Origin of the sequence: Gilliamella sp. ESL0441 (genome assembly GCF_019469185.1) — a bacterium.
GTDB lineage: Bacteria > Pseudomonadota > Gammaproteobacteria > Enterobacterales > Orbaceae > Gilliamella.
Genome location: NZ_CP048264.1, coordinates 926,708 through 952,153, shown reverse-complemented (window position 1 = coordinate 952,153; position 25,446 = coordinate 926,708). Strand labels below are relative to the sequence as shown.

Annotated in this window: 22 protein-coding genes; 7 read left to right on the top strand and 15 right to left on the bottom strand. The window is 33.6% G+C overall.

All coding sequences use genetic code 11. The features are described 5' to 3' along the window. The first annotated feature begins 75 nt into the window (after window positions 1-75). The 3 genes from GYM75_RS04180 (at window position 76) to GYM75_RS04170 (ending at window position 3,234) form a co-directional block, all read left to right on the top strand. Entirely contained in the window at window positions 76-1,863 is a 1,788-nt protein-coding gene (locus GYM75_RS04180; protein WP_220216912.1) for a Lon protease family protein, read from the top strand. 148 nt (window positions 1,864-2,011) lie between these two features. Then, on the top strand, window positions 2,012-2,533 hold the full coding sequence (gene fabA / locus GYM75_RS04175; protein WP_220216911.1) for a bifunctional 3-hydroxydecanoyl-ACP dehydratase/trans-2-decenoyl-ACP isomerase: 522 nt from the start codon (window positions 2,012-2,014) through the stop codon (window positions 2,531-2,533). Window positions 2,534-2,748: 215 nt separating this feature from the next. Continuing rightward, window positions 2,749-3,234, top strand: a complete 486-nt coding sequence (locus GYM75_RS04170) for a thermonuclease family protein (RefSeq protein WP_220216910.1) — start codon at window positions 2,749-2,751, stop codon at window positions 3,232-3,234. Between the two features lie 505 nt (window positions 3,235-3,739). On the opposite strand, the gene GYM75_RS04165 is transcribed toward GYM75_RS04170, so the two are convergent. The 4 genes from GYM75_RS04165 to GYM75_RS04150 all read right to left on the bottom strand — a co-directional run bounded on the left by GYM75_RS04165 (window position 3,740) and on the right by GYM75_RS04150 (window position 6,668). Continuing rightward, entirely contained in the window at window positions 3,740-4,024 is a 285-nt protein-coding gene (locus GYM75_RS04165) for a DUF5339 domain-containing protein (protein ID WP_220216909.1), read from the bottom strand. A 203-nt stretch (window positions 4,025-4,227) separates the two neighbouring features. Continuing rightward, window positions 4,228-4,437, bottom strand: coding sequence for a cold shock domain-containing protein (locus tag GYM75_RS04160; RefSeq protein ID WP_220216908.1), 210 nt, complete (start codon window positions 4,435-4,437; stop codon window positions 4,228-4,230). A gap of 316 nt (window positions 4,438-4,753) precedes the next feature. Further along, window positions 4,754-5,563 carry a pyrroline-5-carboxylate reductase gene (gene proC / locus GYM75_RS04155; RefSeq protein ID WP_220216907.1) on the bottom strand — a complete coding sequence of 270 codons (810 nt, stop codon included), beginning with the start codon at window positions 5,561-5,563 and terminating at the stop codon, window positions 4,754-4,756. A gap of 151 nt (window positions 5,564-5,714) precedes the next feature. Continuing rightward, window positions 5,715-6,668, bottom strand: a complete 954-nt coding sequence (locus GYM75_RS04150; protein WP_220216906.1) for a type IV pilus twitching motility protein PilT — start codon at window positions 6,666-6,668, stop codon at window positions 5,715-5,717. A gap of 23 nt (window positions 6,669-6,691) precedes the next feature. Between GYM75_RS04150 and GYM75_RS04145 the strand changes: the two genes are divergently transcribed. Together GYM75_RS04145 and GYM75_RS04140 are read left to right on the top strand one after the other, a co-directional pair. Continuing rightward, entirely contained in the window at window positions 6,692-7,393 is a 702-nt protein-coding gene (locus tag GYM75_RS04145; RefSeq protein ID WP_220216905.1) for a YggS family pyridoxal phosphate-dependent enzyme, read from the top strand. Window positions 7,394-7,430: 37 nt separating this feature from the next. Next, entirely contained in the window at window positions 7,431-7,988 is a 558-nt protein-coding gene (locus GYM75_RS04140; protein ID WP_220216904.1) for a YggT family protein, read from the top strand. A gap of 28 nt (window positions 7,989-8,016) precedes the next feature. Here GYM75_RS04140 and GYM75_RS04135 read toward each other — a convergent pair whose 3' ends face one another. The 4 genes from GYM75_RS04135 to corA form a co-directional block, all read right to left on the bottom strand. Then, on the bottom strand, window positions 8,017-8,439 hold the full coding sequence (locus tag GYM75_RS04135; RefSeq protein WP_220216903.1) for a YcgN family cysteine cluster protein: 423 nt from the start codon (window positions 8,437-8,439) through the stop codon (window positions 8,017-8,019). Further along, window positions 8,436-8,684, bottom strand: coding sequence for a YcgL domain-containing protein (locus GYM75_RS04130; RefSeq protein ID WP_220216902.1), 249 nt, complete (start codon window positions 8,682-8,684; stop codon window positions 8,436-8,438). Before GYM75_RS04130 ends, GYM75_RS04135 begins: the two co-directional genes overlap by 4 nt. Before the next feature lie 12 nt (window positions 8,685-8,696). After that, window positions 8,697-9,665 carry a glucokinase gene (locus GYM75_RS04125; protein ID WP_220216901.1) on the bottom strand — a complete coding sequence of 323 codons (969 nt, stop codon included), beginning with the start codon at window positions 9,663-9,665 and terminating at the stop codon, window positions 8,697-8,699. Window positions 9,666-9,888: 223 nt separating this feature from the next. Beyond that, the gene (corA, locus tag GYM75_RS04120) at window positions 9,889-10,830 is read right to left on the bottom strand and encodes a magnesium/cobalt transporter CorA (protein ID WP_220216900.1); all 942 of its coding nucleotides are present in this window, start codon (window positions 10,828-10,830) and stop codon (window positions 9,889-9,891) included. A gap of 214 nt (window positions 10,831-11,044) precedes the next feature. Between corA and GYM75_RS04115 the strand changes: the two genes are divergently transcribed. Both GYM75_RS04115 and GYM75_RS04110 read left to right on the top strand, forming a co-directional pair. Next, window positions 11,045-11,554 (top strand): single-stranded DNA-binding protein, encoded by a 510-nt coding sequence (locus tag GYM75_RS04115; RefSeq protein WP_220216899.1) that lies wholly within the window; start codon window positions 11,045-11,047, stop codon window positions 11,552-11,554. A gap of 124 nt (window positions 11,555-11,678) precedes the next feature. After that, entirely contained in the window at window positions 11,679-12,341 is a 663-nt protein-coding gene (locus GYM75_RS04110) for a MarC family NAAT transporter (protein WP_220216898.1), read from the top strand. Window positions 12,342-12,420: 79 nt separating this feature from the next. On the opposite strand, the gene GYM75_RS04105 is transcribed toward GYM75_RS04110, so the two are convergent. From GYM75_RS04105 to GYM75_RS04075, 7 genes are all read right to left on the bottom strand, one after another. Next, on the bottom strand, window positions 12,421-13,113 hold the full coding sequence (locus GYM75_RS04105; RefSeq protein ID WP_220216897.1) for a DUF2461 domain-containing protein: 693 nt from the start codon (window positions 13,111-13,113) through the stop codon (window positions 12,421-12,423). A 3-nt stretch (window positions 13,114-13,116) separates the two neighbouring features. Then, window positions 13,117-13,881 carry a 3-deoxy-manno-octulosonate cytidylyltransferase gene (kdsB, locus tag GYM75_RS04100; RefSeq protein WP_220216896.1) on the bottom strand — a complete coding sequence of 255 codons (765 nt, stop codon included), beginning with the start codon at window positions 13,879-13,881 and terminating at the stop codon, window positions 13,117-13,119. 16 nt (window positions 13,882-13,897) lie between these two features. Continuing rightward, a complete protein-coding gene (locus GYM75_RS04095) occupies window positions 13,898-14,083 on the bottom strand; it encodes a Trm112 family protein (protein WP_220216895.1) in 186 nt (61 codons plus the stop codon). Continuing rightward, window positions 14,080-15,093 carry a tetraacyldisaccharide 4'-kinase gene (lpxK, locus tag GYM75_RS04090; RefSeq protein WP_220216894.1) on the bottom strand — a complete coding sequence of 338 codons (1,014 nt, stop codon included), beginning with the start codon at window positions 15,091-15,093 and terminating at the stop codon, window positions 14,080-14,082. Before lpxK ends, GYM75_RS04095 begins: the two co-directional genes overlap by 4 nt. A gap of 451 nt (window positions 15,094-15,544) precedes the next feature. Then, window positions 15,545-17,593, bottom strand: a complete 2,049-nt coding sequence (locus GYM75_RS04085) for an ATP-binding cassette domain-containing protein (RefSeq protein WP_220216893.1) — start codon at window positions 17,591-17,593, stop codon at window positions 15,545-15,547. A 15-nt stretch (window positions 17,594-17,608) separates the two neighbouring features. After that, window positions 17,609-21,535 (bottom strand): calcium-binding protein, encoded by a 3,927-nt coding sequence (locus GYM75_RS04080; protein WP_220216892.1) that lies wholly within the window; start codon window positions 21,533-21,535, stop codon window positions 17,609-17,611. Window positions 21,536-21,561: 26 nt separating this feature from the next. After that, entirely contained in the window at window positions 21,562-25,425 is a 3,864-nt protein-coding gene (locus GYM75_RS04075) for a calcium-binding protein (protein ID WP_220216891.1), read from the bottom strand. Window positions 25,426-25,446: the final 21 nt, after the last annotated feature.

Sequence of the window (25,446 nt, the reverse complement as noted above, 5' to 3'; positions counted from 1 at the left end):
GGTATTGTGTTGGCGTAACAAACGATACTTGTTATAATTTGTTTATTAAATTTGCTGACAAAAAAGATAATAATTTTGGCCATTACACAACTCAAAGTAAAACAGATTCAACCTGATTTAGCTCACCTTCATGAGCAAATGACTAACACTAAAAATACAATAAAATCAGTTATCGATAATCAAAAAAATTTACTCACATGGCAACCGCGTGTCGTATCGGCCTTGTCAATGTTATGCCCCAAAAAACGCGCAAATTTTAATCCACGCTTTATGTTATTAAAAGCTCAAGAAAGTGAGCTTTTTTTTGAATTGTTTAAGAGTGCGGTAAAATCAGAATTTCTTTCTTCTACCCCTATTTTAAATTTAGGCTATAGTTATTTTTTTAGTGATAATAAAATAACACTGAGTAACGCTAAGAGTCAGCAAGATAACTTTGCTACTAAAGAGAGTTGTATATCAATGACTCACGTTGATTCAGAAAAATTATTTGGTTGTGTAAGACAACCAGAAAATAGCCCAATTAAATTAGAACCCGGGTTAGTTCATGACGCTAATGGTGGGGTGTTAATTTTAGGTTTACGATCATTTCTCCATCAACCTAATCTTCTAATAAAATTAAAACAGATGGTTTTAAAGGAAAAATTTGAATGGTTTTCCGTTGACGAATCTAATCCTTTGCCACTATCTATCCCCCCGATTCCCCTTGATTTAAGAATCATTTTAGTCGGTGATAGATTAAGCTTAGCTGAATTACAAGAGTACGAACCGGATTTTTATAATTCTTCGCTCTATGCGGAATATGAAAATGAACTCCAAGTCAAATCACCAGACCAAATACAGGACTGGTTAGACTATATAAAATTTATCGCAACGACTTATCAATTACCCCAAATTGCTCAGTCTGCTTATAACAAAATTTATCAAGAAGCGATTCGTTATACTGGAGATCAATATTATTTGCCTCTAGCAATTGATTGGATTTATTCTTTATTAGTTAATGCGACTTATTTCATTCAACACGATGAGATGATTGATGAAACAGCGATTGATAAGGCTATTGAGCAAAAATTATGGCGTGAAGGTTATTTAAAAGAACGTTTTCTGGAAGAGTTTTTTAACAACCAAATAATGATCAATACCAAAGATCAAGTCATCGGACAAATTAATGGGTTATCCGTTGTTCAATATCCGGGTTATCCGATGGCTATTGGTGAACCCAGCCGATTAAGTTGTTTAGTTCATTTTGGCGATGGCGAACTCATCGATATAGAACATAAAACGGAATTAGCTGGTAACATTCATTCTAAAGGGATGATGATTATGCAATCTTTTATTATGTCTGAATTTGCAATTAATCACCAATTACCTTTTTCTACTTCTTTAGTTTTTGAACAATCTTACAGTGAAATAGATGGAGATAGTGCATCATTAGCAGGTTTGTGTGCAATTATCAGTGCGCTTTCTGAACAACCTATTGATCAGCAAATAGCGGTAACCGGTTCAGTCGATCAGTTTGGAAATGTTCAATCGATTGGTGGTATAAATGAAAAAATCGAAGGATTTTTTACTGTGTGTAAACACCAAGGATTAACGGGGCAACAAGGTGTTATTATACCTGCCAGCAATCAGCGTCATTTATGTTTGAATGATGAGATCAGTAAAGCAATTAATGAAAAAACATTTTCGATCTGGACTGTTGAACATATAGCAGATGCACTTTATTTATTGACGGGTATGCCGTATAAAAATGGAAACAGTATTAGTTTATATCAACTTATCTTGGCTCGTATGCAATCAATGCTATTACAAGATAAAAAACGAGACAATTGGTTTAGTAAATTACAAAATTATTGCAAAAAATAACGTTAGCCAATAAACTTTAGCCCCAATGTTTCATTGATAAGATGGAACAGTTTAAAGGAATTTAACCATCTTTGATTATTCATCGTAATAATTTTGAATAATTATTTATTAAACATGTAGTTAATTACATAAAATAAAAGGTTTATTTATGACATTTGAACGTAAATCCTCATATGACAAAGCTGATTTGATTAAATCAGGAAATAGTGAACTATTTGGTCATGATGGTCCCCCTTTACCATCCGATTTGATGCTAATGATGGATCGCATTATTGAAATGAATGAAAATGGTGGTAACTTTAATAAAGGCTATGTTGAGGCCGAATTTGATATTAATCCCGATTTATGGTTTTTCAAGTGTCATTTTAAAAATGATCCTGTAATGCCCGGTTGTCTTGGGCTTGATGCTTTATGGCAGTTAGTCGGATTTTACCTTGGTTGGCTAGGCGGAAAAGGTAAAGGTCGAGCATTAGGCGTTGGAGAATTAAAATTAAAAGGTCAAATTCTACCTAAAAACAAAAAAGTGACTTATAAAATTCATTTTAAACGTGTAATTAACCGTAAGCTAATTATGGGAATTGGTGATGGTGAAGTTTATGTAGATGGCAAACTAATTTATGAGGCATCAGATCTTAAAGTTGGTTTATTTAAAGACACCAGTGAATTTTAATTTTTCCTGAAATCATGCCTTATTTTTATTTAATAAGGCATGATTCAAACTTTTCATTCAAAATTTTAATTCAGTCATCTTTGACATTATCCTACTGAAAAATAGAATTTAAATAACAAAATTACCGCCATCAACTCACTTTTTAGTTATTTTTTCTAAGTAATATAGATATAATGGCGCTCTTTTATAAGTTATTTTTTTTATTAGTGCCAATAATGTTGTTGATAAAGCGATTTTCTATTTTCTTCATTTTACTGATTTCATTTTCATCTCTAGTTCATGCCGATTTTAACGGTAAAGTAGTCAAAGTTATTGATGGGGATACCATTGATGTGTTGACACCGTTGAAAGAAAAAATTCGTATCCGTTTACTTGATATAGATGCCCCAGAAACAGGTCAAGCTTATGGTAATGCTTCAAGAAAATATTTAGCAACACTGATAGCTGGAAAGAAAGTATTTATTAAAGAAAATAAAAAAGATATCTATCAACGAACTTTAGGAACTGTATTTTATAATCGTATTAATATTAATGAAAAAATGGTCTCCGGTGGTTATGCATGGGTTTATCGCTATAAAGGTGTAGCAAAGAATAAGAAATTTCTCAAACTTGAATCAAAAGCCAAACAAAATAAAAAAGGGCTTTGGCGTGATCGAAAACCAATAGCTCCTTGGAATTTTCGACGTGCAAACAAAAAATGAATTTTTAAGGAAATCCTTTTTATCAGATCATTGTAATAATATCTGATTCAAAGGTCGAAAGAACTTGTTATAACTGACCTTACTGTATTTGAGTGATATTTATAAATATCACTTTTTACCCATATTTTTTTATTAATCAGTGAATATTTTATAATTCATACTGTCGGCATACTTATATTTAATAAAAAAATCCTCAATTCGTTTTACAAAAAAGTAAAACTATCAATACCCGTTTTTATAGTATAACTTGAATATCACTCAAATTGTTAATCATGATCAATTATCAACGTTGAAAAGAAAATCTTAATGCTCTGTTTTTTGGTGAAAGTATTTACTTAAATGTAATTGTCATGAATGGAAAGATCTATTTTTAAGAATTAAGTCATTAAAAAAGTAGTTTGAAAATATAGACTGATTGAACACTGTTTATTTAAGATAAGCAATAATTTGGATGCTAGGACATCAAATTTACGGCATTTTTTTAATGCCGTAAAGAGACTTAAACTTATTGTTTTAATTGAGGATAAACAGATTCAAGTTGTTTTAATGCTTCTAAGCCTTGTTGACAAGCAGTTTCTTGTTGACTTTCAGGTAGAGCAGCAACTTGTTGTTTACCTGCATCTAAATTTTGTTTCATCATATCAGTTTGTTGCTTGGAAGCTGCGTCTTCCGGCATATTTTTAACGATGATATCAATTTTATCAAAATATGATTTACACGTGTCAGATAAACCAGCCATTGTAACTGAAGATAAACTTAATAATACTACTGAAAATAGAACTTTTTTCATTATTTAATTTCCTTACGATAAATTACATTATCATTATGATAATAATAAGAATTTGGCTAAAACCAAAAATCGAAGGGAATGATATATTATCTAATTTTATTATACAATGAAAAAAGAGGAGTAAATTGTAAAGGGTAAAATGGAAAATCTTATCAGCATATAATGATTACATGCTGATAAGATATAAATGAGGTAGGTAGTAATTACATTACTACAACATCAGCAGCAGCTGGGCCACGTTCGCTATCTTGGATAGAAAACTCAACTTGTTGACCTTCACCTAATGTTTTAAATCCATCACCAGCGATTGCAGAAAAATGTACAAATACATCTTTGCTACCATCAGCAGGAGAAATAAAACCATAACCTTTACTTTCGTTGAACCATTTAACTTGACCAGTTTTCTTAGACATAATAATCTTCCTATAAAAAATTTAAAGCCGACGGGCTAATTTAAAAAACATAAAACTTGGACTACTTATAAACACTGAAACGTGAAAGCTGAAGAGAACTAATACTAATGTAAATAGAAAGTAAACTACAAACTGCTTAAATCGAGATGTTACTAAATAAATCTGCATGTTATATGCTGTGTTCTATTTACTCATATATTTGTTATTTATGCAAGAAATGTTTCAAAGATTTTAATGATTAATTCAATAGTTAAAACCTTTCAAGATGTCCATCTGTTTTATTTCGATGGACAATCCTACCATTTTTATTAATGAATTATTTTTCACCAAGTAATTTGGATTTAGTAATGGTTGCTTCTACAGCATCAATAATTGCTGCCCTAAAGCCCTTTTCTTCAAGCATTTGTACTCCTTCAATTGTTGTGCCTGCTGGAGAACATACCATATCTTTTAATTCACCTGGATGTTTTTCAGTTTCAAGTAACAATTTTGCCGATCCTAATACCGCTTGAGCAGCAAATTTATAAGCTTGTTTTCTTGATAATCCACCTTTAACAGCACCATCGGCTAGCGCTTCAATAAACATAAATACAAAAGCTGGCGAAGAACCACTCGCTCCAACAACGGCATCAATTAAATATTCAGAGACAATTTCTGTTTCACCTATACAATTGAATAATTTCTGAACTATTTCTAATTCTTCAGCAGTCACTTCCGTATTTGGTGTAATTGAGCACATTGCCGCATTGACTAATGCCGGCGTATTTGGCATGACACGAATAATTTTTTGTTCATAGCCAACACATTTGGCAATGGATTTGATACTAACGCCAGCAGCAATAGAAATTACTATCGTATTTTTTTTCAATTCTTTTTGAATATCATTTAGCACATCAATAATAACATTAGGTTTTACAGCAACAATGACAATATCAGATTCTTTTGCGACGTTTTTTGCCGAATCTAAATTATTGATACCGTACAATTGATTGAGAGAAATCCCTTTTTCTGGGTGAGTATCATATACATAAAGTTGTGATCCCGTTATAATGTTACTCGCTAAAATGCCTTGTAATATCGCATTCCCCATATTACCTAAACCAATAAAACCTATACGTTGTTCCATTTTAATCTGCCTCTTAAAAATAATTGGTTATTTAATAATTAGTATAAGGTATTTCTTTAGAAAACATAATGTGTATATGATTAATTTTGTCTTCCACAGGAAGACATTCATTTCGTACTGAATCTGAAGAAGATTTGCTTATTATTCAATTTTAATCTTGATGCATGATTTGCATGCCATATTGTTGACCGGTTTGCATTAATGATAAAATTTGTTTGATCTTTCCTTCATTAATTAAATTGCTCACTGCTGGTGTATTAATTAATATTTCGAACGAGGCTTTGCGCCGATTGTTATTGGTGACTAGCTTTTGTGATATTACTGCCCTTAAACTGTTGGATAATTGAGTACGGATAGAGTTTCTTGAAGTTTCAGGAAATATATCAATAATCCGGTTAATAGTTTGAATAGCTGAACAAGTATGTAAGGTTGCCAAAACAAGATGCCCTGTTTCGGCAGCGGTCAATGCAGCTTGTATTGATTGTTTATTACGTAATTCGCCAAATAATATAATATCGGGATCTTGTCTTAAGATACTTTCTAACACTGTACTAAAATCAGCGAGTTCACGTTGTTGAATTAATGATTTATCATTTTGATAAATAAACTCTATTGGATCTTCTAATGTGATAATATGTTTTGCTGAGGTTGAATTGATAAATTGTATTAACGAAGCCAAAGTAGTGGATTTTCCGCTCCCCGTGGCTCCAGTCACTAAAATAATACCACTATCAGATTGAATCAATGAATTGAATACTTTAGGCGCCCCAATCTCTTTTAAAGTTGGTATTTGATGATTTAATATACGAAAAACAGCTGAAATCCCTCGGTATTGATAAAAGATATTTACCCTAAATCGCCCTATTTCTTCATGATGATAAGCAAAATCAATCTGCTTATTTTGTAGTAAATCGTTTTTTTGTGAGTCATTAAGTAGTTTTAATAATTCACTTTCAAGTTCTTTTGCGATCAATTTATCACGAGTGATAAATTGAAGTTGTCCATTTATGCGAATACAAGGTATTTCACCGCTTGATAGGTGCAAATCAGACGCTTTTTGCGTTACACTAATAAGTAATAATGAATTTAATATTGAATTTGACATCTTAATTATTGATTGGGTATAAAATGAAAACAGTACATGACAATTTAATTGCCATCAAAAGCGAAATTCAAAAAATCGCATTAAATTGTGGCAGAGATCCCAAAACAATTGAACTAATTGCAGTCAGTAAAACTAAACCGGTTAGTCTTATCGAAGAAGCTATTCATGCGGGACAGCGTTCTTTTGGTGAAAATTATGTTCAAGAAGGTGTTGAAAAGATAAATTATTTTAAAGAAAAAATGCCCGACATTTCTTTAAATTGGCACTTTATTGGGCCATTACAATCAAATAAAACTAAATTGGTAGCCGAAAATTTTGATTGGATGCACACTATCGATCGCTTCAAAATTGCTCAACGACTTAATGACCAACGTCCTTCTACTATGCCTAAATTGAATGTTCTTATACAAGTAAATATTAGCAACGAATCCACTAAATCGGGCATAAAACCCGATGAGGTTATCGATTTAGTTAAGCAAATTAGAACTCTTCCTAATCTTAATTTACGGGGTTTGATGGCAATTCCGGAAATTGAAGACGATTTTGATAAACAATTGTGTGTTTTTTCTAAAATGCAATTGCTTTTGCAACAATTACAGCGTGATTATCCGTTTATGGATACGTTGTCTATGGGGATGAGTGGTGATATGAAAGCAGCAATTTTTGCAGGTAGCACAATGGTTCGTATTGGTACGGCGATTTTTGGTTCAAGAATCTATTTATGATATATTGCCTGCATTACTTTACTTTGAGGAGTACTTAATGGAATTAATTTTCTTTCTTGGCAAAACGTTTTTGACCTTTTGCTTGTATGTTTTGATTTTACGTTTATGGATGCAAAAAGTAAGAGTCAATTTTTATAATCCTATCACACAATTTATCGTAAAGATTACTCAACCAATTATTGGTCATGTACGACGCTTTATTCCATCAATCGGTAAGGTTGATACTGCAACTTGGATGCTTTTGTATCTATTTGCATTATTAAAAGTGATGTTTATTGTCTATTTTGCTTCATTACAGTCTCTTTTTGACAGTGTTACTTTTTTGTTTTATGCTTTTGTCGCTATTTTGCATGCCGCAGGACATCTCGTGTTCTGGTTATTATTTTTTAGAGCAATATTGAGTTGGATTAGTCGAGGAAATTCGGTGGCTGATGAAATTCTTTATCAGTTAACTGAACCTTTAATGGCTCCAATACGTCGTTTTATTCCTCCAATTGGTATGATTGATGTATCTTTTGCTATTTTTGCGATAGCGCTTATGTTTTTGAATCTTTTTGCCAATAATATTTTTGGCTTGTCATGGATGATACTTTAAACTTGTCAGAGGGAGCATTGCTCCCTTTTTAAATAATATGATCTTCCCAACAAATAACATCTTTTTCATACACTATCCGATTTTTGACCGATATTTTTAATTCATGCATCATTTTTTTGTTTCCAACAATTAGTGGATGCCAATCCGGTAATTTTCCATTTTCTTGGAAATATCGATAAGAACAGCTCAAAGGTAGCCATTCAATAGTGAGTAAATTTTCACGAGTGAGTTTAATGCAATCCGGTTCATACTCGAAACGATTATGGTAATGCCTACATTGGCATGTGTTGGCATCGAGCAGATTACAAGCGACATTGGTATATAGAATTTCGTCAGTGTCTTCATCCATTAATTTATTTAAACAGCATTGACCACAACCATCACATAGTTGTTCCCACTCTTCATCGCTTAGTTGATCTAAGGTTTTATCTTTCCAAAATGGTTCACTCATGCTTTAAAATCATCTTCTTTTAACATTTGTAAGAAAAATCCATCCGTTTTAATCTTTTCTTCAATTTCATCCGATGTCCCTACCACAAACCGTCTTTTTCCGTCTAATAAGACTTTCATTACAAAAACTGGTGTACCAAAAATTGAGAGGATTTTTTCAGGAATGCCCGAAAAATCATTTTCACTTTTCATATATAAATAACAATTTTCTTTTTTTGTACTACGATAGATATAACACCACATCATAAAATAAAACCTTTAAACAATATTATGAAGATTATTTTGTAGATAAACTCCGGCGCCAAATAGTCCAGGATCTTTATGTGTAATGACATAAACCGGAATCTTTTTTACGAGAGTAGACATACGTCCTTTATGCTCAAATGCCGATCTGAACGCCGATGCTTTAAAAAAGTCAAGGAAACGAGGAACAATACCACCAGCAATGTATACACCGCCTTGCGTATTCAACGTTAACGCTAAATTACCACCAAATCTTCCCATAAATGTACAAAAATAATTTAATGTTTGCAAACAGATTTCACAGCTATTAGTTAATGCTCTATTTACGATAATATCAGGCGTAATGTTAGTTAGTGGTTGGTTATTTATTTGCTGTATCGCTTGATAGATGTTTACAATTCCATTTCCGGATAAAAACCGTTCAGCAGAAACTCGACCAAATTTTTGACGAAGCTGCGCTAAAATGCGATCTTCTTCCTCATTTATCATGGGTAATTCTGTGTGTCCCCCCTCGCCGGACAGACTTATCCATTGATGATTAACTTTTATTAAATGAGAAACGCCTAGCCCCGTACCTGCACCATATATTGCAATAGGATAATTTAAATTAGGTTCATCACCCCCAATTTTCACCAGATCTTGCGGTAACAATTTGGGGATAGATGTTGAGACCGCTGTAAAATCATTAATGACTTCAAGTTTTTTAAGTTGGAGTTCTTCGATTAGTTCACGACGAGAAAACGACAAATTGTTATTTGTCATAATAACAGTGTCGCTATCATCAATCGGACAGGCAATTGCAATACATGCAGTTTCAACTTTTACCGATTGGGATTGAATATAATTTTTTATTAATTTCAGTAAGATGTCATCTTTTGCAATAAGAATTTTGGTGATTGCTGATAACTCGTTTGTAGCTAAATTAAACAATGCAAAACGGGCATTGGTTCCACCGATGTCGGTGACTAGTGCATACTGACTCATGTTACTCCCTTTTATGACAAACTAATCATACTTATGATCTTAGATATATAGCTTTCTATACTTTTGGCATTTAATTATTGAGTACGAAAAACATAAAAGGCAACTTTGTTATCTCCTTGTTATTAATAGATTTACTCAGTTCCTTTTATGAAATTAAAACATTAACTAATTTTTTATTCACTACCTTAAAAAGGACAAATTAACATTCAATCAACTGTTATATTTATAACCATTTTTTTAGTTTAAAATAAATATAAGGCGCAACGCCAGCCAATAACATGAGTAGTAATGAGAATGGGTAACCATATTCCCATTTGAGTTCTGGCATATTTTCAAAGTTCATACCATATGCCGATGCAACCACAGTTGGTGGTAAAAATACAACTGATACCACCGAGAAAATTTTAATGATTCGGCTTTGCTCAATATTAATAAAGCTTGTAGCTGCTTGCATTAAAAAGTTAACTTTTTGAAACAATGATTCATTATGTGGTACTAGCGATTCAACATCGCGAATAACTTCGCGAGCTTGTTCAAGTTGATCAACTGGCATTTTTGCTCGACGAACGAGATAGTTAACCGCTCGTTGGCTATCCATCAAACATAATCTGACTTTCCAAGCAGTATCTTCGAGTTCAGCTAATGATGTAATTGCTTCATCATATTGTTCTTGAGCAGAACGATCCATAATAATTAAACTTAACTCCTCTAATTTACTATAGATACGTTCAATTTGATCCGCTAGTTGTTCAACTTTAACTTCAAATAAATCAAGTAATATTTCGTAAGGATTTCCATCTACCAGACTTTGATAACGAGAACGCATGCGATACAAACGAAAAGCGGGTAAATCTCTTTCTCGTAAAGTAAACAATCGTCCATTGTGCACTGTAAAAGCGACAGTCGAGTTTCCTGCTCGATCTTCAGCATCTTCATAAAAAAAGAAGGAGTGAACATGTAATCCTTCGTTATCTTCAAAAAAACGGGCTGAGGCCTCAATATCATCTAGTTCAATACTTGTTGCTAAATTTTGTCCTAAATGCGTTAAAACAAAATCTCGATCAGCTTCTTCTGGTTCAATCAAATCAATCCAAGCTGCATTACTAATGTCGCCTTCATTAACTTTTACTAATTGTTTGTTTTTTAATCCAAACGCATTAATCATAAGGCCCCCTTCAAGGAAAATATTTCAAAAATTCTTTTAACAAATGTTTGGCATTATACTCGTTATGTGCATAAATTCCTATGGTTATGCAAATATTTCTGTATCTTTAGAAATGGATACAAAGTTCCATATTTAAATTAAAAACGGTGATGTTAAGATTGTCTCATGTTACAATACGACAATTAAATGTTTGTGCAATATTTAGGAGTTTATAATGGCAAGCCGTGGAATAAATAAAGTCATATTAGTTGGTAATTTAGGTCAAGATCCAGAAGTTCGTTATATGCCAAATGGTAGCGCTGTTGCTAATTTCAGTGTTGCAACTTCAGAATCATGGAAAGATAAACAAACTGGTGAAACCCGTGATCGTACAGAATGGCATCGTGTCGTTGTTTTTGGTAAGTTAGCTGAAATTGCAGGTGAATATATCAAAAAAGGAACTCAAGTATATCTTGAAGGACAATTACAAACGCGAAAATGGCAAGATCAAACAGGCAATGATCGTTATACGACAGAAGTTGTAATTAATCCTATTGGTGGTACGTTACAAATTTTAGGATCTCGTAATAGTAATGAAAACTTTGATGATGGTTCACAAAATTGGGGACAAAGTGCAAATAATATGTCGGCTGCACCTAGCGCACCTCGTCCAGTTCAACAAAACCCAGCTCAACCAAAATCGCCTGAACCACCTATGGATTTCGATGACGATATTCCTTTTTAATCTTACCTATTTTTTTAATTTTGGGCGTAATAAAACGCCCAGAAATCTTATCTTTCCCATATATCTTATCAATCTAATTTGAATTATAATTATGTAAGTTTTTTGATAATTATAAGATAGAATTATGTTAGAACTGATTCAAACTGTCGGCTTTGGTTTAATCTTATTTATTCCTTTGACTAATCCCCTCACAACGGTTGTGCTGTTATTAGGTCTATCAGGAGATATGACTAATGAAGAACGAAACTACCAGTCTAAAATGACTTGTATTTACGTTTTCATCATTATGGTTGTTTCTTTTTATGGTGGGCAACTGGTGATGAATACATTTGGCATTTCAATTCCAGGATTACGTATTGCCGGCGGAATGATTGTGGGTATTATCGGTTTTAGAATGCTGTTTCCTCAACAACCTTCTCACCGTACGTTAGAAGCTGATGCTAAGATGAAAGAAATATCAAATAATATTGCTTTTGTGCCATTAGCTATGCCAAGTACGGCTGGTCCAGGTACTATCGCAATGATTATCAGTATGGCTTCAACAGTAAATAACGGTGGTTATAATATTTCAAGCTGGGTTGTTTATACTTCATCAATATTAGTTCCTCTTTTATTATGTATTATTCTATGGTTTTGTATGCGGAGTGCTGGCAGCATAATGCGTTTTATGGGGAAAAGTGGGATTGAAGCAACGTCAAGAATTATGGGATTTTTATTAGTCTGCGTTGGTACTCAATTCATCATTAATGGTGTGAAAGAATTAATCGTGAGCTTTCCAAATATTTAATAAATTAAACGAGTTAATAATGTTATTTATGGTGATAACACAATCAACTTTGGCTAGCTCACTAATGCTTTATTTTGAATCATAAATTTGGAATATTTTTTATCATCTCAACTCGCATTAAATAATTATAAAGGGGTAATAGTTGTTTAAAACCCTTTGATAATTTGTTGGGTAGATCTTCATTTAATAAATCTTCAATATTGGTGTTAGTGACCATTGCAGCCAAACTTTTTCGATTATACCAAGTTGCGATTTTTGCATCTTGATCTTTAATTAGTGGGCGTTTATAACTTTCACCAACGAGTTCAAATGGTTTTTTAACGCAGCGAATCATCTCTAAAAATTTTGTGCTGTCATTAAGAATCTCTTCCCGAAAGATATCCATTGTTTGTTTTGATGCGCAATAGTAGCCAAGTCCATAACGATAACAATTAGGCGCTATTTCAAAAAAGTAAGCAGGCGCTTCTTTCCAATCTCGGTTTGGTCGTTTAAAGGTTAACCATAACCGACTGCGGTATAACGATTTATCTTTTGAAAAACGCGTATCACGATGAATACGAGATATGGTTTTCCCAATAACGGGTTTTGTTTCAAACCATTCATCAATTTTCAGCATGTTGGGGGTTAACTGTTCTACTAATAGCCTGAAAGGTTTGATTAATTCGTTATCATAGATTGATCGGTGCTCTTCAAACCATGCTTTACTATTGTTGATCCATACATCTTGTAAAAAATTAAGCCCCGTTTGGGTAAATCCCGTAAATTGTGTCATATTTTAGTCCTTAAATAACAGTCTGACTTTTTCTAAGTCTTCTTGGGTATCAACTCCAATAGCAGGTGCTTGTTTAGCAACAGCCACATGAATTTTTTCACCGTACCAAAGTACACGCAACTGTTCTAGCATTTCAATCTGTTCAAGGGTGGAAGGTGCCCAATTGATGTACTGACGAATAAAACCAGCCCGATAAGCATAAATCCCGATATGACGAAGATAAAAATCACCAATACTTGTTTGTTTGAGAAGATCGGCTGATTTTGCAAAGCGATCCCTTTCCCAAGGAATGGTTGCACGTGAAAAGTAGAGTGCATATCCATCTTTATCAGTAACAACTTTTACTGCTCCAGGATTAAATGCTTCTGTAGCTGAGTCAATTGGAACAGCTAACGTTGCCATTCCTGTTTTATATTGTACTAAGTTTTCAGCAACTTGATCTATGATGATTGGCGGGATTAGAGGCTCATCTCCTTGTACATTTACAATAATTTCATCATCTGCAAATTGATAGGTATTAATTACTTCTGCTAATCGTTCTGTACCTGAATTGTGTTTACTGCTGGTTAGAATTACTTCGCCACCATAAGATTTCACCACATCAAATACTTGTTGATGGTCAGTTGCAATAATTACACGATGAGCAGAAGACTTTTTGGCTTGCTCCATCACACGCACAATCATAGGTTTACCATGAATGTCAGCAAGTGGTTTTGCAGGTAAACGGCTTGAAGCATATCTTGCAGGAATGATAACCGAAAAATTCATATTCAAAGCCTTCTGTTTAGTCTTGTGTACTTTGCGACTGCATTAATGGTATAGCTTGGTTTTCTAACAATACCGGTATATTGTCTTTAATAATAAAAGCGAGTTTGTCAGTTTGACAAATTAATTGATTTTTCTGTAAATCATACTCTAGTTTGCCATGGCATTTAGGACAAGCTAGCGCACTTAAAAGTATTTTTTTCATTTTTTTGCTCTTTTAATTTTTAAATCATCTAACAACGAACAGATCTGATCAACGGCCTGTGATGGGATATTTGCATCAATCGGTAAATACCACCAATTTGGCATTGCAAATGCTCGGCATTTTACTGCGTCTTTTTCCGTCATTAAAAGGGTTTGATTAGTCGTTACTATATTGTCTAATAAGGATAATGTAAATTTTTGATGATCTGCAAAAGATACAGTTTTTATTAGGTCAACTTTCCTATCTGTTAACATATTAAAAAAACGTTTAGGATTACTGATACCAGCAATGGCACATACATCATTCAGTAGATGTAACTCCTTTTTTTCTTGTGTTAACAAATTTACTGCATATTTTGGTGTTAGCTGCATGGTATACGTTTTATTCGGGTACTTTAATGCTAAATTGCTTTCAGTATCTCCATTTATTATGATTAAATCAACCGATTTTAATCGGTTTTGACGCTCTCTCATGGGGCCAGCAGGTATCCACCAACCATTACCAAACATACGTTTACCATCAATAACAACAACTTCTATATCGCGCGCTAATGCGTAATGTTGTAAACCATCATCAGTTAAAATAACATCTATATTATAATTGTTTAGTAAGGCTTTTACCGCTTCATTGCGCTGTGGTGAGACTGCGATTGGGGCCTGTGTTCGTTGATAAATAAGTACCGGTTCGTCTCCAGCCTGTTCTGTTGTAACCTGACTATCTATGATGAGTGGATATTTATCGGCTTTTCCGCCATAACCCCGTGACACAACACCAGCCTGGATACCTTTTGCTTTTAGAGCTTCGATCAATCCAATTACTAATGGTGTTTTTCCATTACCGCCAGCCGATAAGTTACCTATAATAATAACTGGTTTTGGCGAATGCCATGATTTTAAAATACCTAATTTATATAATTGCCGACGCAAAAATGCAATCAATCCATATAACAGAGAAAAAGGTACGAGCAACCAATAAAATTTTGATTTTCCATACCATAGCTTTTCAATCATGATTAATCCACCACATTATTATAACGACTTCCCCAAAATGACTATTTTACTATATACAGTCTTTATTGTGCTTTAATTATATATAATTTCTCTTGTCTGATGACAATAATCGAATATTTGGATGTAAATTTTTTTTAAGCTATTTTATCTGATAACGTAAAAATCAACTAAATTAATTTCTTAATCTCATGTTCAATTTCATACCAATTAGATAAATAAAACGATTTAAGTTTTAAGGATTTGGGGGGTATGCACTAATAAACTAGACTACTTTATGATTAGGGTTTAAAAGATAACAACTTTTGTTATTTGGTATGGCATAAATAGCCAATATTGAACATTCATATGTATAGTAAAAAAGTGAATGAACATATCATATGCTACTAATATTATTTAAATAAAATGTATCACTCTGATTAAGTGATACATTTCATGTTATGTTTATAAGATTTTAAACTTGTTTATCTTGGGAGGTATTTTTTAAATAAGCTTGAAAACCTTGTTTATCACCATCAAAAACAATATTTCCACCATTAAGCATAATCACCCTGTCAACAAATGGTAACAAATTAGTCCTATCCGTTGCAATAACCATGGTTTGACCTTCTTTTGCTCGTGAATTTAATTGAGCTAATAGTAATTGTTCGGTATTAGGATCCAATTCCGCTGTAGGATTATCAAGGAATGATATCTTATGCGGAGATAATATAAAGCGAGCCAAAGCTAATTTTTGACGTTGTAATATCGTTAATGGTACAGGTAATTGACGCCAATATGTATCTAATCCATTATTTAAAAACGGCAGTAAATTGTTTAAATTGACTTGTTTTAAAACTTCTAATGCACGTTCGTGACTAATTTGGGTAGCATCATTATTTAATGTTAGATATTCATATACAGTTTCACCGATAATCCCACTATATTGCCATAAATAATGCGTATCAGCGCGTAATGAATCGCTGATTGATTTAGTCAACATGAAACCATTCCAAGTTATATTACCTTCATCAACGTCTAAAATACCTAATAGCAATTTAAGTAAAGTACTTTTACCTGATCCAGGACCACCGACAATTGCGATACGTTCACCTTGCTGAATTTGCAAACTAATATCATCTAAACATGGCAATGAAGGATGATATTTGAAACATACTTTTGAAGCACTCCAACCATTTTTTGGACCATTAAAACCACTTAATAATCCGTTTTCATTTTGCTGTTTATCCAATAATTCATTAATTTGATCCATCGTATTAGTCATACGCTGAAGATTTGGCAACATATGCATTAATGAAAAGAAAGGTTGATTCAATCGTCCACCAATAATAATCGTTGCAAATAAACCAGCCGGTGACATATTTCCTGTCTGTATGAGATAAAAAGCAACAATAACCGCAAGAACAGTTTGGAGACTTGTTAATCCCATTAAAAATGAACTACATCGATTATTAATAATGTATCTTTTTTGTTCATTTTGTTGTGCTTTTTCATTTCCAGCGAGAAATGTATAGGTCGCTTCTTTATAAGAAACAGAAGACTGGTAATATTCAAGTGTCGTAGGCGAAAACGGAACTTGAGCATTGATTGCTGGTACGGACTTATTCTCAAAATAGAAAAACGTAATACGTACAACTGCACAGAAAAAGATAATTATAGGAACAATAATTAACCAGCCTGCAACAATAGCAATGACAATAAAATAAAGAAGACTGAAGACAAGATCTAATACCGTGCTAGAGAAGAATGTTAAAAACTGCATTCTGAAAACATTCCAGTTATTCATTGCCTCGATAACCTTACGTCCCCATTGCGTTTTAAAGCTTGGCGTTACTTGAATAAGCTCAGAAATGATTTTAGGTTCTAAACGATATTGAACTAAAGAAGAATATTCACATCCTAACTTGATTCTGTCCATTCGGAAATAGTACTCAACTAATATTGCAAGTATCACACCCAAAGATAGTGCCCACAATGATGAATCAGCTTGTCCCGGTATAACTCGGTCATATATCGCATTTAAGTATAGCGGAATAAGCATAATGAACAAGTTGATAATCAATGTAGTCCAAAATAGACGAGAGATTATTTTATTCTCTTTCTGTCCCATGACTAATAATGAGCGCCAGCTTAATTTATTCTGTCGTTCTGACGGCAAAATTCGCCATGTTTTTTCTGGTAATTTCTCTAGCTTTACACCCTTTTCGTTTCGAATCTTACCAAAGTGAACAGAAAGTAATGACCACCCCATTTCTGATTCATAAGCTATATAAAGGGCTTTATTAACAGGATTATGATCTTCTGAACAAGGAAATAGCTCAATACCAAGATACTTTTTTGCTAACTCAAATAACGTTTCTTGTGTTACATCTGTATCAAGTTTTTCAATTTGCTCTTGCCACTCCCATTGACCTACAGGTAAGGACAATTTTTTTGCGGCCTCTGACAAGGCCGACTTTAATTGATAAATTTCTGAAGTATTTGATGTTAATTCACTATTCATAAAGATATCTGATACCTACACATGATTCCAGGTTAATGTATGGGTACCATCGGTCCATTGATCTACTCCTGGTGAAACTTCAGAGTGAGTCCACACACCAGCACTATCCAAAATTTGAAGTGAATCAGTACTATCGGTATCAAACCGAATGTTGTTGTTATCCATATTTTGGAATAAGTCACTCAAGTTTACGAGGATAAAATCACCGCCATTGCCATCTTTGAAATTGAATATATCAATATGTTTGAATAAATTTTTGTTAACAACACTGAAATCAAAAAGACCAGCCTGACCTCTTTTCGTCACGCTATCAATACCGGCCCCACCGTCAATTGAACTAAATTTATTGAAATCTTTCAGAGAACTAAACTGAAAAGTATCATTCTTATTAGAACCAATTATGTCAGTAACTGATGTTAGTGTATCTTGACCCCAATTACCTTTATTTACAGTGGTATTATTATTGTTGGTGACAATAACTCTAATTCCTTGTGTCAAGGTTTCATAATTAACAGTGGCTTTACTTCCATTAGTATTAACTATTTTATCGTTACCACTGCTTGCGTAGACGATATCATTTCCAGCGCCAGTATAAATTTCATCACTTACACTGCTGCCATAAAATATATCATCATGATTTGTTCCAACAATCTTATGAATATTGATAAGTAAATCTTCCTTACCATATCCATTATCTTTAACCTCACCAGTTTCAAGATTAGCTATTATTCCCTTAGGTGATCGGTATTCAGCAACAGCGTTACTTCCAGAACCAATTAATGTATTGTTTCCATCACCACCAATTAAAATACCATTACCCGTCAATACATCGTCATATTGTGAACCATAGATATTTTCGATATTCTTAATTGTATCAGTACCACCGAAACCATTAGTAGCTGTGCCATTACCATTTTTATCTAAACTAACATTTACACCTTGTGTACCTGCATCATAATAAATCCAGTCACTGCCCGCGCCGCCATCAATATAATTGTCACCACCTTTTGCGTGAATATGGTCATTATTCGCTCCAGCAATAACGATATTATCTTTAGACTCGTTTCCATAAAAATGTATAGCAGCCTCTTTTGAGGTAACATTATTAATGTTATGTATTTCAGCAGAAGAATTACCCCAAGTAAGACGATTATTTTCTAAATCAATAGTATACGATTCTTTCATCGTTTCATCTAAAACAAGGGTGTTGATCCCATCTTTACCATCAACAAACGTTGTATTTTTATTGATGATAAATGTGTCATCATAATCAGTACCTACAAATTTGCTAAATCCGTTACTTGTAAAAGTATCCTGATAGTCATCTCCATTTACATTTTTTAATACCGTTCCTGCAGTTGCATTTATTTCAATGCCAGAACCCTGCGAAACAGCCGAATAACGGCTATAGTCTAGCGTATTTGTTCCTTTCCCTTTAGCAATAATTTGATCAGAACCAAGCGTACCATAAATGACGTTATTTGTTCCGCCACCAATATCAATGATGTTATCTTCATCACTACCTTCGATAATATCATCAAATGCTGAACCAACAATATTGTTAAAATTTATTACAGCATCTTGACCATCAATATTATTTACATCTTTGGTACCATTTTTTACTGCTTTTTGGTCTTTTAAGCTTATTTCAATACCGTTTTGTACGTTACTATAATCTATAGTATCAACACCAGTTCCACCATCATAAAAATTATCCATTCCACCTTTACCAACGATGATATAATCGTTTCCGGCTCCTGAACTAATTTTATAATTGGTATCATCCGTTAACTCTATACGGTCATCAAAATCCGTTCCAATAATTCCATTTATATCTGTTAACTGATCTGATCCTCCGAAACCATTGGAATAAGCTCGACGTGTTTTTAAATTTACATCAATGCCTGAAGTAGCAAGATGGTAATCAACAGTATCGTTACCAGTTCCGCCAATGAAAGAGTTATAACCTTGCCCTGCAATATAAAGATTATCACCTGATTCACCATAAATTACTGCTCGGCTTGTGGCATCACCTTGGATATTAAAAATATCATTACCATCACCACCGTAGATAGTGATACTACCTTTTGCTGTAGTGAAAACATCATCAAATTGACTACCTCTAATCGTTTGTACTCTTTTTAATGTGTCTTTACCACCAAATCCATTTTCAACAACTTGTTCTGTTGCATTGGCTAGATCTACTTTAATACCTTGGATTGCTTTTTCATAACTAGCAGTGGTATTTCCACCGTTACCACCAATTAAAGTATTATTACCACCCATACCCATTAGAATATCATTACCGCCATTCCCTATAATGACATTGTCGTTACTATCACCAATCAAAACATCATCAAATTGTGTACCAGTAATATTATTAATATTTTTAATGGTATCGTTTCTTCCTAAAGCATCAGTAGCTATTCCTTGGGTTAAATCGACTTCTACACCATTTTTAACAGTTTCATAACTAATAGTATTGATACCACCTTGTCCATCTATGTGATTAGACAAACCGCCTCCGACAAAAAACGTATCGTTACCAGCACCACCTATTAATTTATTGCTTTCAGTGAGACTACCGATATAAGTATTATCACCATCATTACCTAAAATATTTTGGATATTTTTAAGTTGTTGATCAACAGCACCTGAAATGATACCAGTATTTAAATCAACAACTAAGTTACCTTCAACTTTAGTGTAATCAACTGTATTAATCCCTTCCCCACCATCATAAATATCTTTGGTTTTTCCAGCGATGATTGTATCATCTCCAGCTCCGCCTATGACATGAACATTATTAGGCTTAGTGGCTAACAGTATGTTTCCTTCCAAATCAACAACAGACGATGGAGAGTCTACAACCGAAAAGTTGAAAGTTTCTGTTTTTGTCACACCATTTGTATCTTTATACGTGATATTAACAGCAAACTTACTTATCTGATCTTGAGGATATAAAATAATGATTTCATTAGGAGCTAAACCATATTTATCTCCTAGCGCCGTACCACCCTGAATAATTTCATATTCCGGAGGTAAATCACTAAAACTTGAAATTGATTGAATATCATCAAAAGAAACAACACGAAGAATCTTACCTTCAGGGATCCAATTTTGGTTTGGAACGTTGATAGTCCAATCAGCACTTTCATTAGAAAGATCAACAATTGTTGTAGCATATTGCTCATTTGCACCAGCCTCTGTTCTGGCATCGAGGTTACCACTACCGACATCATATTTATGTTCAGCACTGTTAATTAAACCTTCCCATTGAAATAGCTTAACTTTTGGTACTTCAGGAACAACATCTGCAGGCGGTTTACTTTCAACAATTGGTACTTCACCATCAATAGTTGAGTCATGCTTTGAAGAGTCTGAACTTGATGTGGATGTTTTTTTAAGAACAATCGATGAATTAGGAGATTTAAGCTTACTAAGTGACATCTCCATATCCATATTCATCATATCATCCAAAGATGATTCGGCTTCGCTGGTAGACATTTCAGCACCACCACTACTATCGATAATAATGAAATTATCTGTCATATTTGTAGTGACATCGACTGTTGTCTCTTCAATTTCTTGTTTTTGAGTATCCTCATCTTTGACTTGCATTGAATCAGGATTATTTGTTTCAATCACATTTGGAGCAACACCGTCAACACGAGCTAAACTCAAAATTTCATATGAATCTAATTTTTTACCATCTTTAAAGGAAAGTGAAAGCAACCCTTGGTGGAGCGATGCTAATTCAGCGCCCATAGTTAAAATTAATTTACGCCCATCGCCTGTGGCAATGATTAAATCAGGACCTTTAATCGATAAAGTTATATTTTCGGTTTCCCATGATGCATCAATTTTATTGTCTTCATAGGTGAATGGAATAATTGATGGTGCTGAAGCCATCGGTGTTAATGCTTTATTCGCGTTACTCATAAATTTATCTCATTTCTTATAATTGTTTAAACTCGATTAACTACTAATTCATGTGTGCCATCAGTCCAGGTTTCTGTCGAACCATTCACGCTATGAGACCATGATGAAGAATTTATCACTGCTAAGTTGTCATTACTATCTAGAACAAACTCAATTCTGTTTTGATCCATGACATCAAAAATCGATGATAAATCCACAGAAATGTTATCAGACGCTTTATCATTGAATTCAAAACGTTCAATATGTTTGAAAATAGAAGATGAACCAAAGAAGAAATAACTTGATTTACCTGATTTTTGAACAACATCAAAACCATCTCCACCATCAATTGAACGATAGTTATTCAAATCATTTAACGAAGAAATTTTGAAGAGATCATTACCTTTCGTCGCTATGATTTTTTCAACATTTTTTACAGTGTCAGTACCCAATCCACCACTTTTAGTAATTTTATTTGTGGTCAGATCCATGTTAATCGTTGTATTACTTTTCAACTGATTATAAATCAACGTGTCGTAACCATTCCCACCATCATAAGAATCATTGCCAGCACTAGCATAAAAAGTATCATTACCACCTTGGCCGATAATATTATTATTATTTGCATTTCCATGAACAATACTATCACCTGAGCCAACTTTAACATTATTAATGTTAATTAATTTATCTGTACCATTAGTTTTCAACGCTGTACCTTTTTCAAGATCAACATCTACTTTAGATACGCCAACATAACTAACCATGGCATTACCAACACCTTCAATGGTGTCATTACCAGTCATCCCTCTAATTTCACCACCTGATTTAATCTTATCATCATATTGAGTACCGATAATAACTCCAATATTTTGCAGATGATCGACATTATCATAACTATTTTGAGTAACAGTACCGGATCCATTTCGATCGAGATCAGCAACGATACCTTTTCCTGTATTTGAGTGCTGATAACTTACGGTATCAAAACCGCCGCCGCCAATTAGTTCATTACTACCACCTAGTACATAGAAAAAGTCATCAGATGATCCACCAACAAATTTAGTATTTCCTTGTTTATTAGTGAAACCTTGATTTCCCCATGCATTTGAAAAATGAACTTCGTCTATATTCTTGATGGTATGTTGAAAGAGTTCTCTGTCTTGTACGCCATCATAAATTTTATTTTCATCGAGGTGAGCAATCATTTTCCCAGCAATACCTTTATAGCTAATGATATCGTGTCCTGCACCACCATCAATTATTTGATTACCAGCTGCGGCAATAAAGGTATCATTGTAATTAGAGCCAACAAAGTTGTTGAAATTGGTAAACTGATCTACGCCTGACGCTTTTGAAACCTGACCTGTACTTAAATCAATTTTCACACCATCTTGAAGTTTGTCATATCTTAGTGTGTTATTTCCAGAACCGCCATCAATAGTATCATTGCCATCATTTCCATAGACAATATCATCTCCTGCACCAGCAAAAATACTTAAATCATTACCACTACTGTAAATCACATCATCAAAATCCGAAGCAATAATTTTTTGTATATTTGTTAGATTATCTTGTCCACCAAAACCATTATTAGCAACATTCCCTGAAACCAGATCCATGTCTAAACCAGAACCAGCATTACTATAATCGACTGTGTTGACATAACCCATTCCTTGGCTGCCACCATTGATTTTATTATTGCCTGATCCAGCTATAAAAATATTATTACCTAAGCCACCATCAACCTCATGATCACCATTGCCTAAAACAAAATAGTCATCAAATTTGGTTCCCACGACTTTATCGATATTTTTGAAGACATCAATGCCCGCAAATCCATTGTCATAAACAACATTTTTTTCAAAATCAATATTGACACTACTTGAAGCCAATCGGTAATCAACCGTGTCATGACCTGTACCACCAATATAGTTATTAAACCCTGCACCTGCATAGTAAGTGTTATTGCCACTATTTCCATGTATAAAGGTAATACTCGCTTCGTTACCGCCAATTAAAAAGCGATCATCACCAGCGCCACCATCTATATGAGTCGTACCAACTCCGGTGCGGAAATTATCATTATGATCACTTCCAACAATTTTTTGAATATTAATGAGTGTATCTTGGCCGCCAAAACCATTTTTAATAACTTGATTTTGAGATTGTATTAAATCTACGTTAATACCAGAAGCAGCTTGAGAGTAGTCAGCAGTATTGTTTCCTTCTCCACCATTGAGAATATTATTTCCGCCCATCCCTGATAAAATATCATCACCCTCACCACCATTTATGATATTATCTTGATCGTCACCAATTAATACATCATCGTAAGCACTTCCGATGATATTCTGTATATTTTTGATTGAATCTTTACCACCATTACCATTGTCAGAAGCAACATTATTCGATAAATCAACATGAACACCACTAGCAGCTGTTTCATAACTGATTGTATTTAGACCTTCCCCGCCATCAATCACATTGTTGCCACCACCAGTCATGATCTTGTCATCACCATCACCACCGATAATATTATTACTTACCGTTTGATGACCAATGATTATATCGCCATTATTACTTCCAACCACATTTTGAATGTTTTCTAAAGTATGATGAGTATGATCAGAAGTTGTTTTGCCATTATTTAGATCTATTGTTAATGATTCATCAAGTTCACTGTAGTTAACAGTATTTGTACCCGCTCCACCATTGTAATGTCCATTTTGATTACCTGCGAAAATAGTGTCATCACCACTTCCTGCGACAATATCCACATTATTTTTTGAGGATGCTAGTTGAACATGCCCTGTACTATCAAATATCACCGCAGGGTTATTAACAACATCAAAAGTTGCATTATCGGTAACGGTTTGACCATCATTATCAATATAACTATATGAAAGCGTGAAGCTAGTTTTTGAGCCTTCAGGATAAAGGATCATGAATTGATTTGCTTTTAAACCATATTGTTTACCTAATGCTGAATCAGCTGTAATGACTGTCATATTACTAAGTTGACCTGTCACGGATGTTACACTCATGGCATCAGTAACTTCAACAATTCGACCTATTTGTCCAGCAGGAATCATTTGAGTATTATTAGCATAGATAGTCCAATCTGCTGTTTCAGCCGATAAATCGATGAGAACATTTTCGTATTGTGAACGAAAATCACCTGAAGTTGTGGATTCTTCATTACCTGTACCACTAATCCATGTTTTAGTATTTTGATCAACAACGCTTTTGATTTGTAATAACGTAATTGAAGGTATGTTAACTTCGCTCGGATTTTCTGAATCGTCATTATCCGTTATTTGTATTTCATCAACTATATGCGCTTCATCTATAAATGTTTCTTTTGATGTTTCAGCCGTATCAGAAGCCGAAATTTGGGAAACATATTCTGCTGTATCAATATCGGAATCTTTTGATGAAGAAGCTGATTGCTTTGAGATATATTTCTCAAGATCTTGCATACTTTGCTCATTTTTTTGCAATTTACTATCAAGATCTTCAACAATAATGATTTCGACTGCATCCTTAGCGACCGGTTCAATTATTTCATCAGCATCTTGCCCTTTTAATTCCGTTTTCTGACTATTATCGGATTCATTATTTTCGATTAATTTAGGCATATTACTGATCAATTGAGATTTTGATATCAGTTCACTAGCATTTATCGTCACCCCATCCTGAAATGTAAATGTAAATATATTTGGGTCCATTGATGCTAATTTTGCCGCTAGAGGTAATATTAATTTGTCCTCACCTGATTGAATAATTAAATCACTTCCATTAATTAATAATTTAACATCTTTATAATTTACTGGTACATAATTATCCGAATAAGTTACAGGTACAACTGCCTTTTCTGGAGATGTAGGCTTTGGTAAATAATTATATGACATCTATTTTCTTTCCATTCATTT

Excerpts from the sequence above, each read along its gene's own strand:
- fabA (WP_220216911.1), top strand. The coding sequence starts at position 2,012 with ATGACATTTGAACGTAAATCCTCATATGACAAAGCTGATTTGATTAAA.
- GYM75_RS04170 (WP_220216910.1), top strand. The coding sequence starts at position 2,749 with ATGTTGTTGATAAAGCGATTTTCTATTTTCTTCATTTTACTGATTTCA.
- GYM75_RS04165 (WP_220216909.1), bottom strand. The coding sequence starts at position 4,024 with ATGAAAAAAGTTCTATTTTCAGTAGTATTATTAAGTTTATCTTCAGTT.
- GYM75_RS04160 (WP_220216908.1), bottom strand. The coding sequence starts at position 4,437 with ATGTCTAAGAAAACTGGTCAAGTTAAATGGTTCAACGAAAGTAAAGGT.
- proC (WP_220216907.1), bottom strand. The coding sequence starts at position 5,563 with ATGGAACAACGTATAGGTTTTATTGGTTTAGGTAATATGGGGAATGCG.
- GYM75_RS04150 (WP_220216906.1), bottom strand. The coding sequence starts at position 6,668 with ATGTCAAATTCAATATTAAATTCATTATTACTTATTAGTGTAACGCAA.
- GYM75_RS04145 (WP_220216905.1), top strand. The coding sequence starts at position 6,692 with ATGAAAACAGTACATGACAATTTAATTGCCATCAAAAGCGAAATTCAA.
- GYM75_RS04140 (WP_220216904.1), top strand. The coding sequence starts at position 7,431 with ATGGAATTAATTTTCTTTCTTGGCAAAACGTTTTTGACCTTTTGCTTG.
- GYM75_RS04135 (WP_220216903.1), bottom strand. The coding sequence starts at position 8,439 with ATGAGTGAACCATTTTGGAAAGATAAAACCTTAGATCAACTAAGCGAT.
- GYM75_RS04130 (WP_220216902.1), bottom strand. The coding sequence starts at position 8,684 with ATGATGTGGTGTTATATCTATCGTAGTACAAAAAAAGAAAATTGTTAT.
- GYM75_RS04125 (WP_220216901.1), bottom strand. The coding sequence starts at position 9,665 with ATGAGTCAGTATGCACTAGTCACCGACATCGGTGGAACCAATGCCCGT.
- corA (WP_220216900.1), bottom strand. The coding sequence starts at position 10,830 with ATGATTAATGCGTTTGGATTAAAAAACAAACAATTAGTAAAAGTTAAT.
- GYM75_RS04115 (WP_220216899.1), top strand. The coding sequence starts at position 11,045 with ATGGCAAGCCGTGGAATAAATAAAGTCATATTAGTTGGTAATTTAGGT.
- GYM75_RS04110 (WP_220216898.1), top strand. The coding sequence starts at position 11,679 with ATGTTAGAACTGATTCAAACTGTCGGCTTTGGTTTAATCTTATTTATT.
- GYM75_RS04105 (WP_220216897.1), bottom strand. The coding sequence starts at position 13,113 with ATGACACAATTTACGGGATTTACCCAAACGGGGCTTAATTTTTTACAA.
- kdsB (WP_220216896.1), bottom strand. The coding sequence starts at position 13,881 with ATGAATTTTTCGGTTATCATTCCTGCAAGATATGCTTCAAGCCGTTTA.
- GYM75_RS04095 (WP_220216895.1), bottom strand. The coding sequence starts at position 14,083 with ATGAAAAAAATACTTTTAAGTGCGCTAGCTTGTCCTAAATGCCATGGC.
- lpxK (WP_220216894.1), bottom strand. The coding sequence starts at position 15,093 with ATGATTGAAAAGCTATGGTATGGAAAATCAAAATTTTATTGGTTGCTC.
- GYM75_RS04085 (WP_220216893.1), bottom strand. The coding sequence starts at position 17,593 with ATGAATAGTGAATTAACATCAAATACTTCAGAAATTTATCAATTAAAG.
- GYM75_RS04080 (WP_220216892.1), bottom strand. The coding sequence starts at position 21,535 with ATGAGTAACGCGAATAAAGCATTAACACCGATGGCTTCAGCACCATCA.
- GYM75_RS04075 (WP_220216891.1), bottom strand. The coding sequence starts at position 25,425 with ATGTCATATAATTATTTACCAAAGCCTACATCTCCAGAAAAGGCAGTT.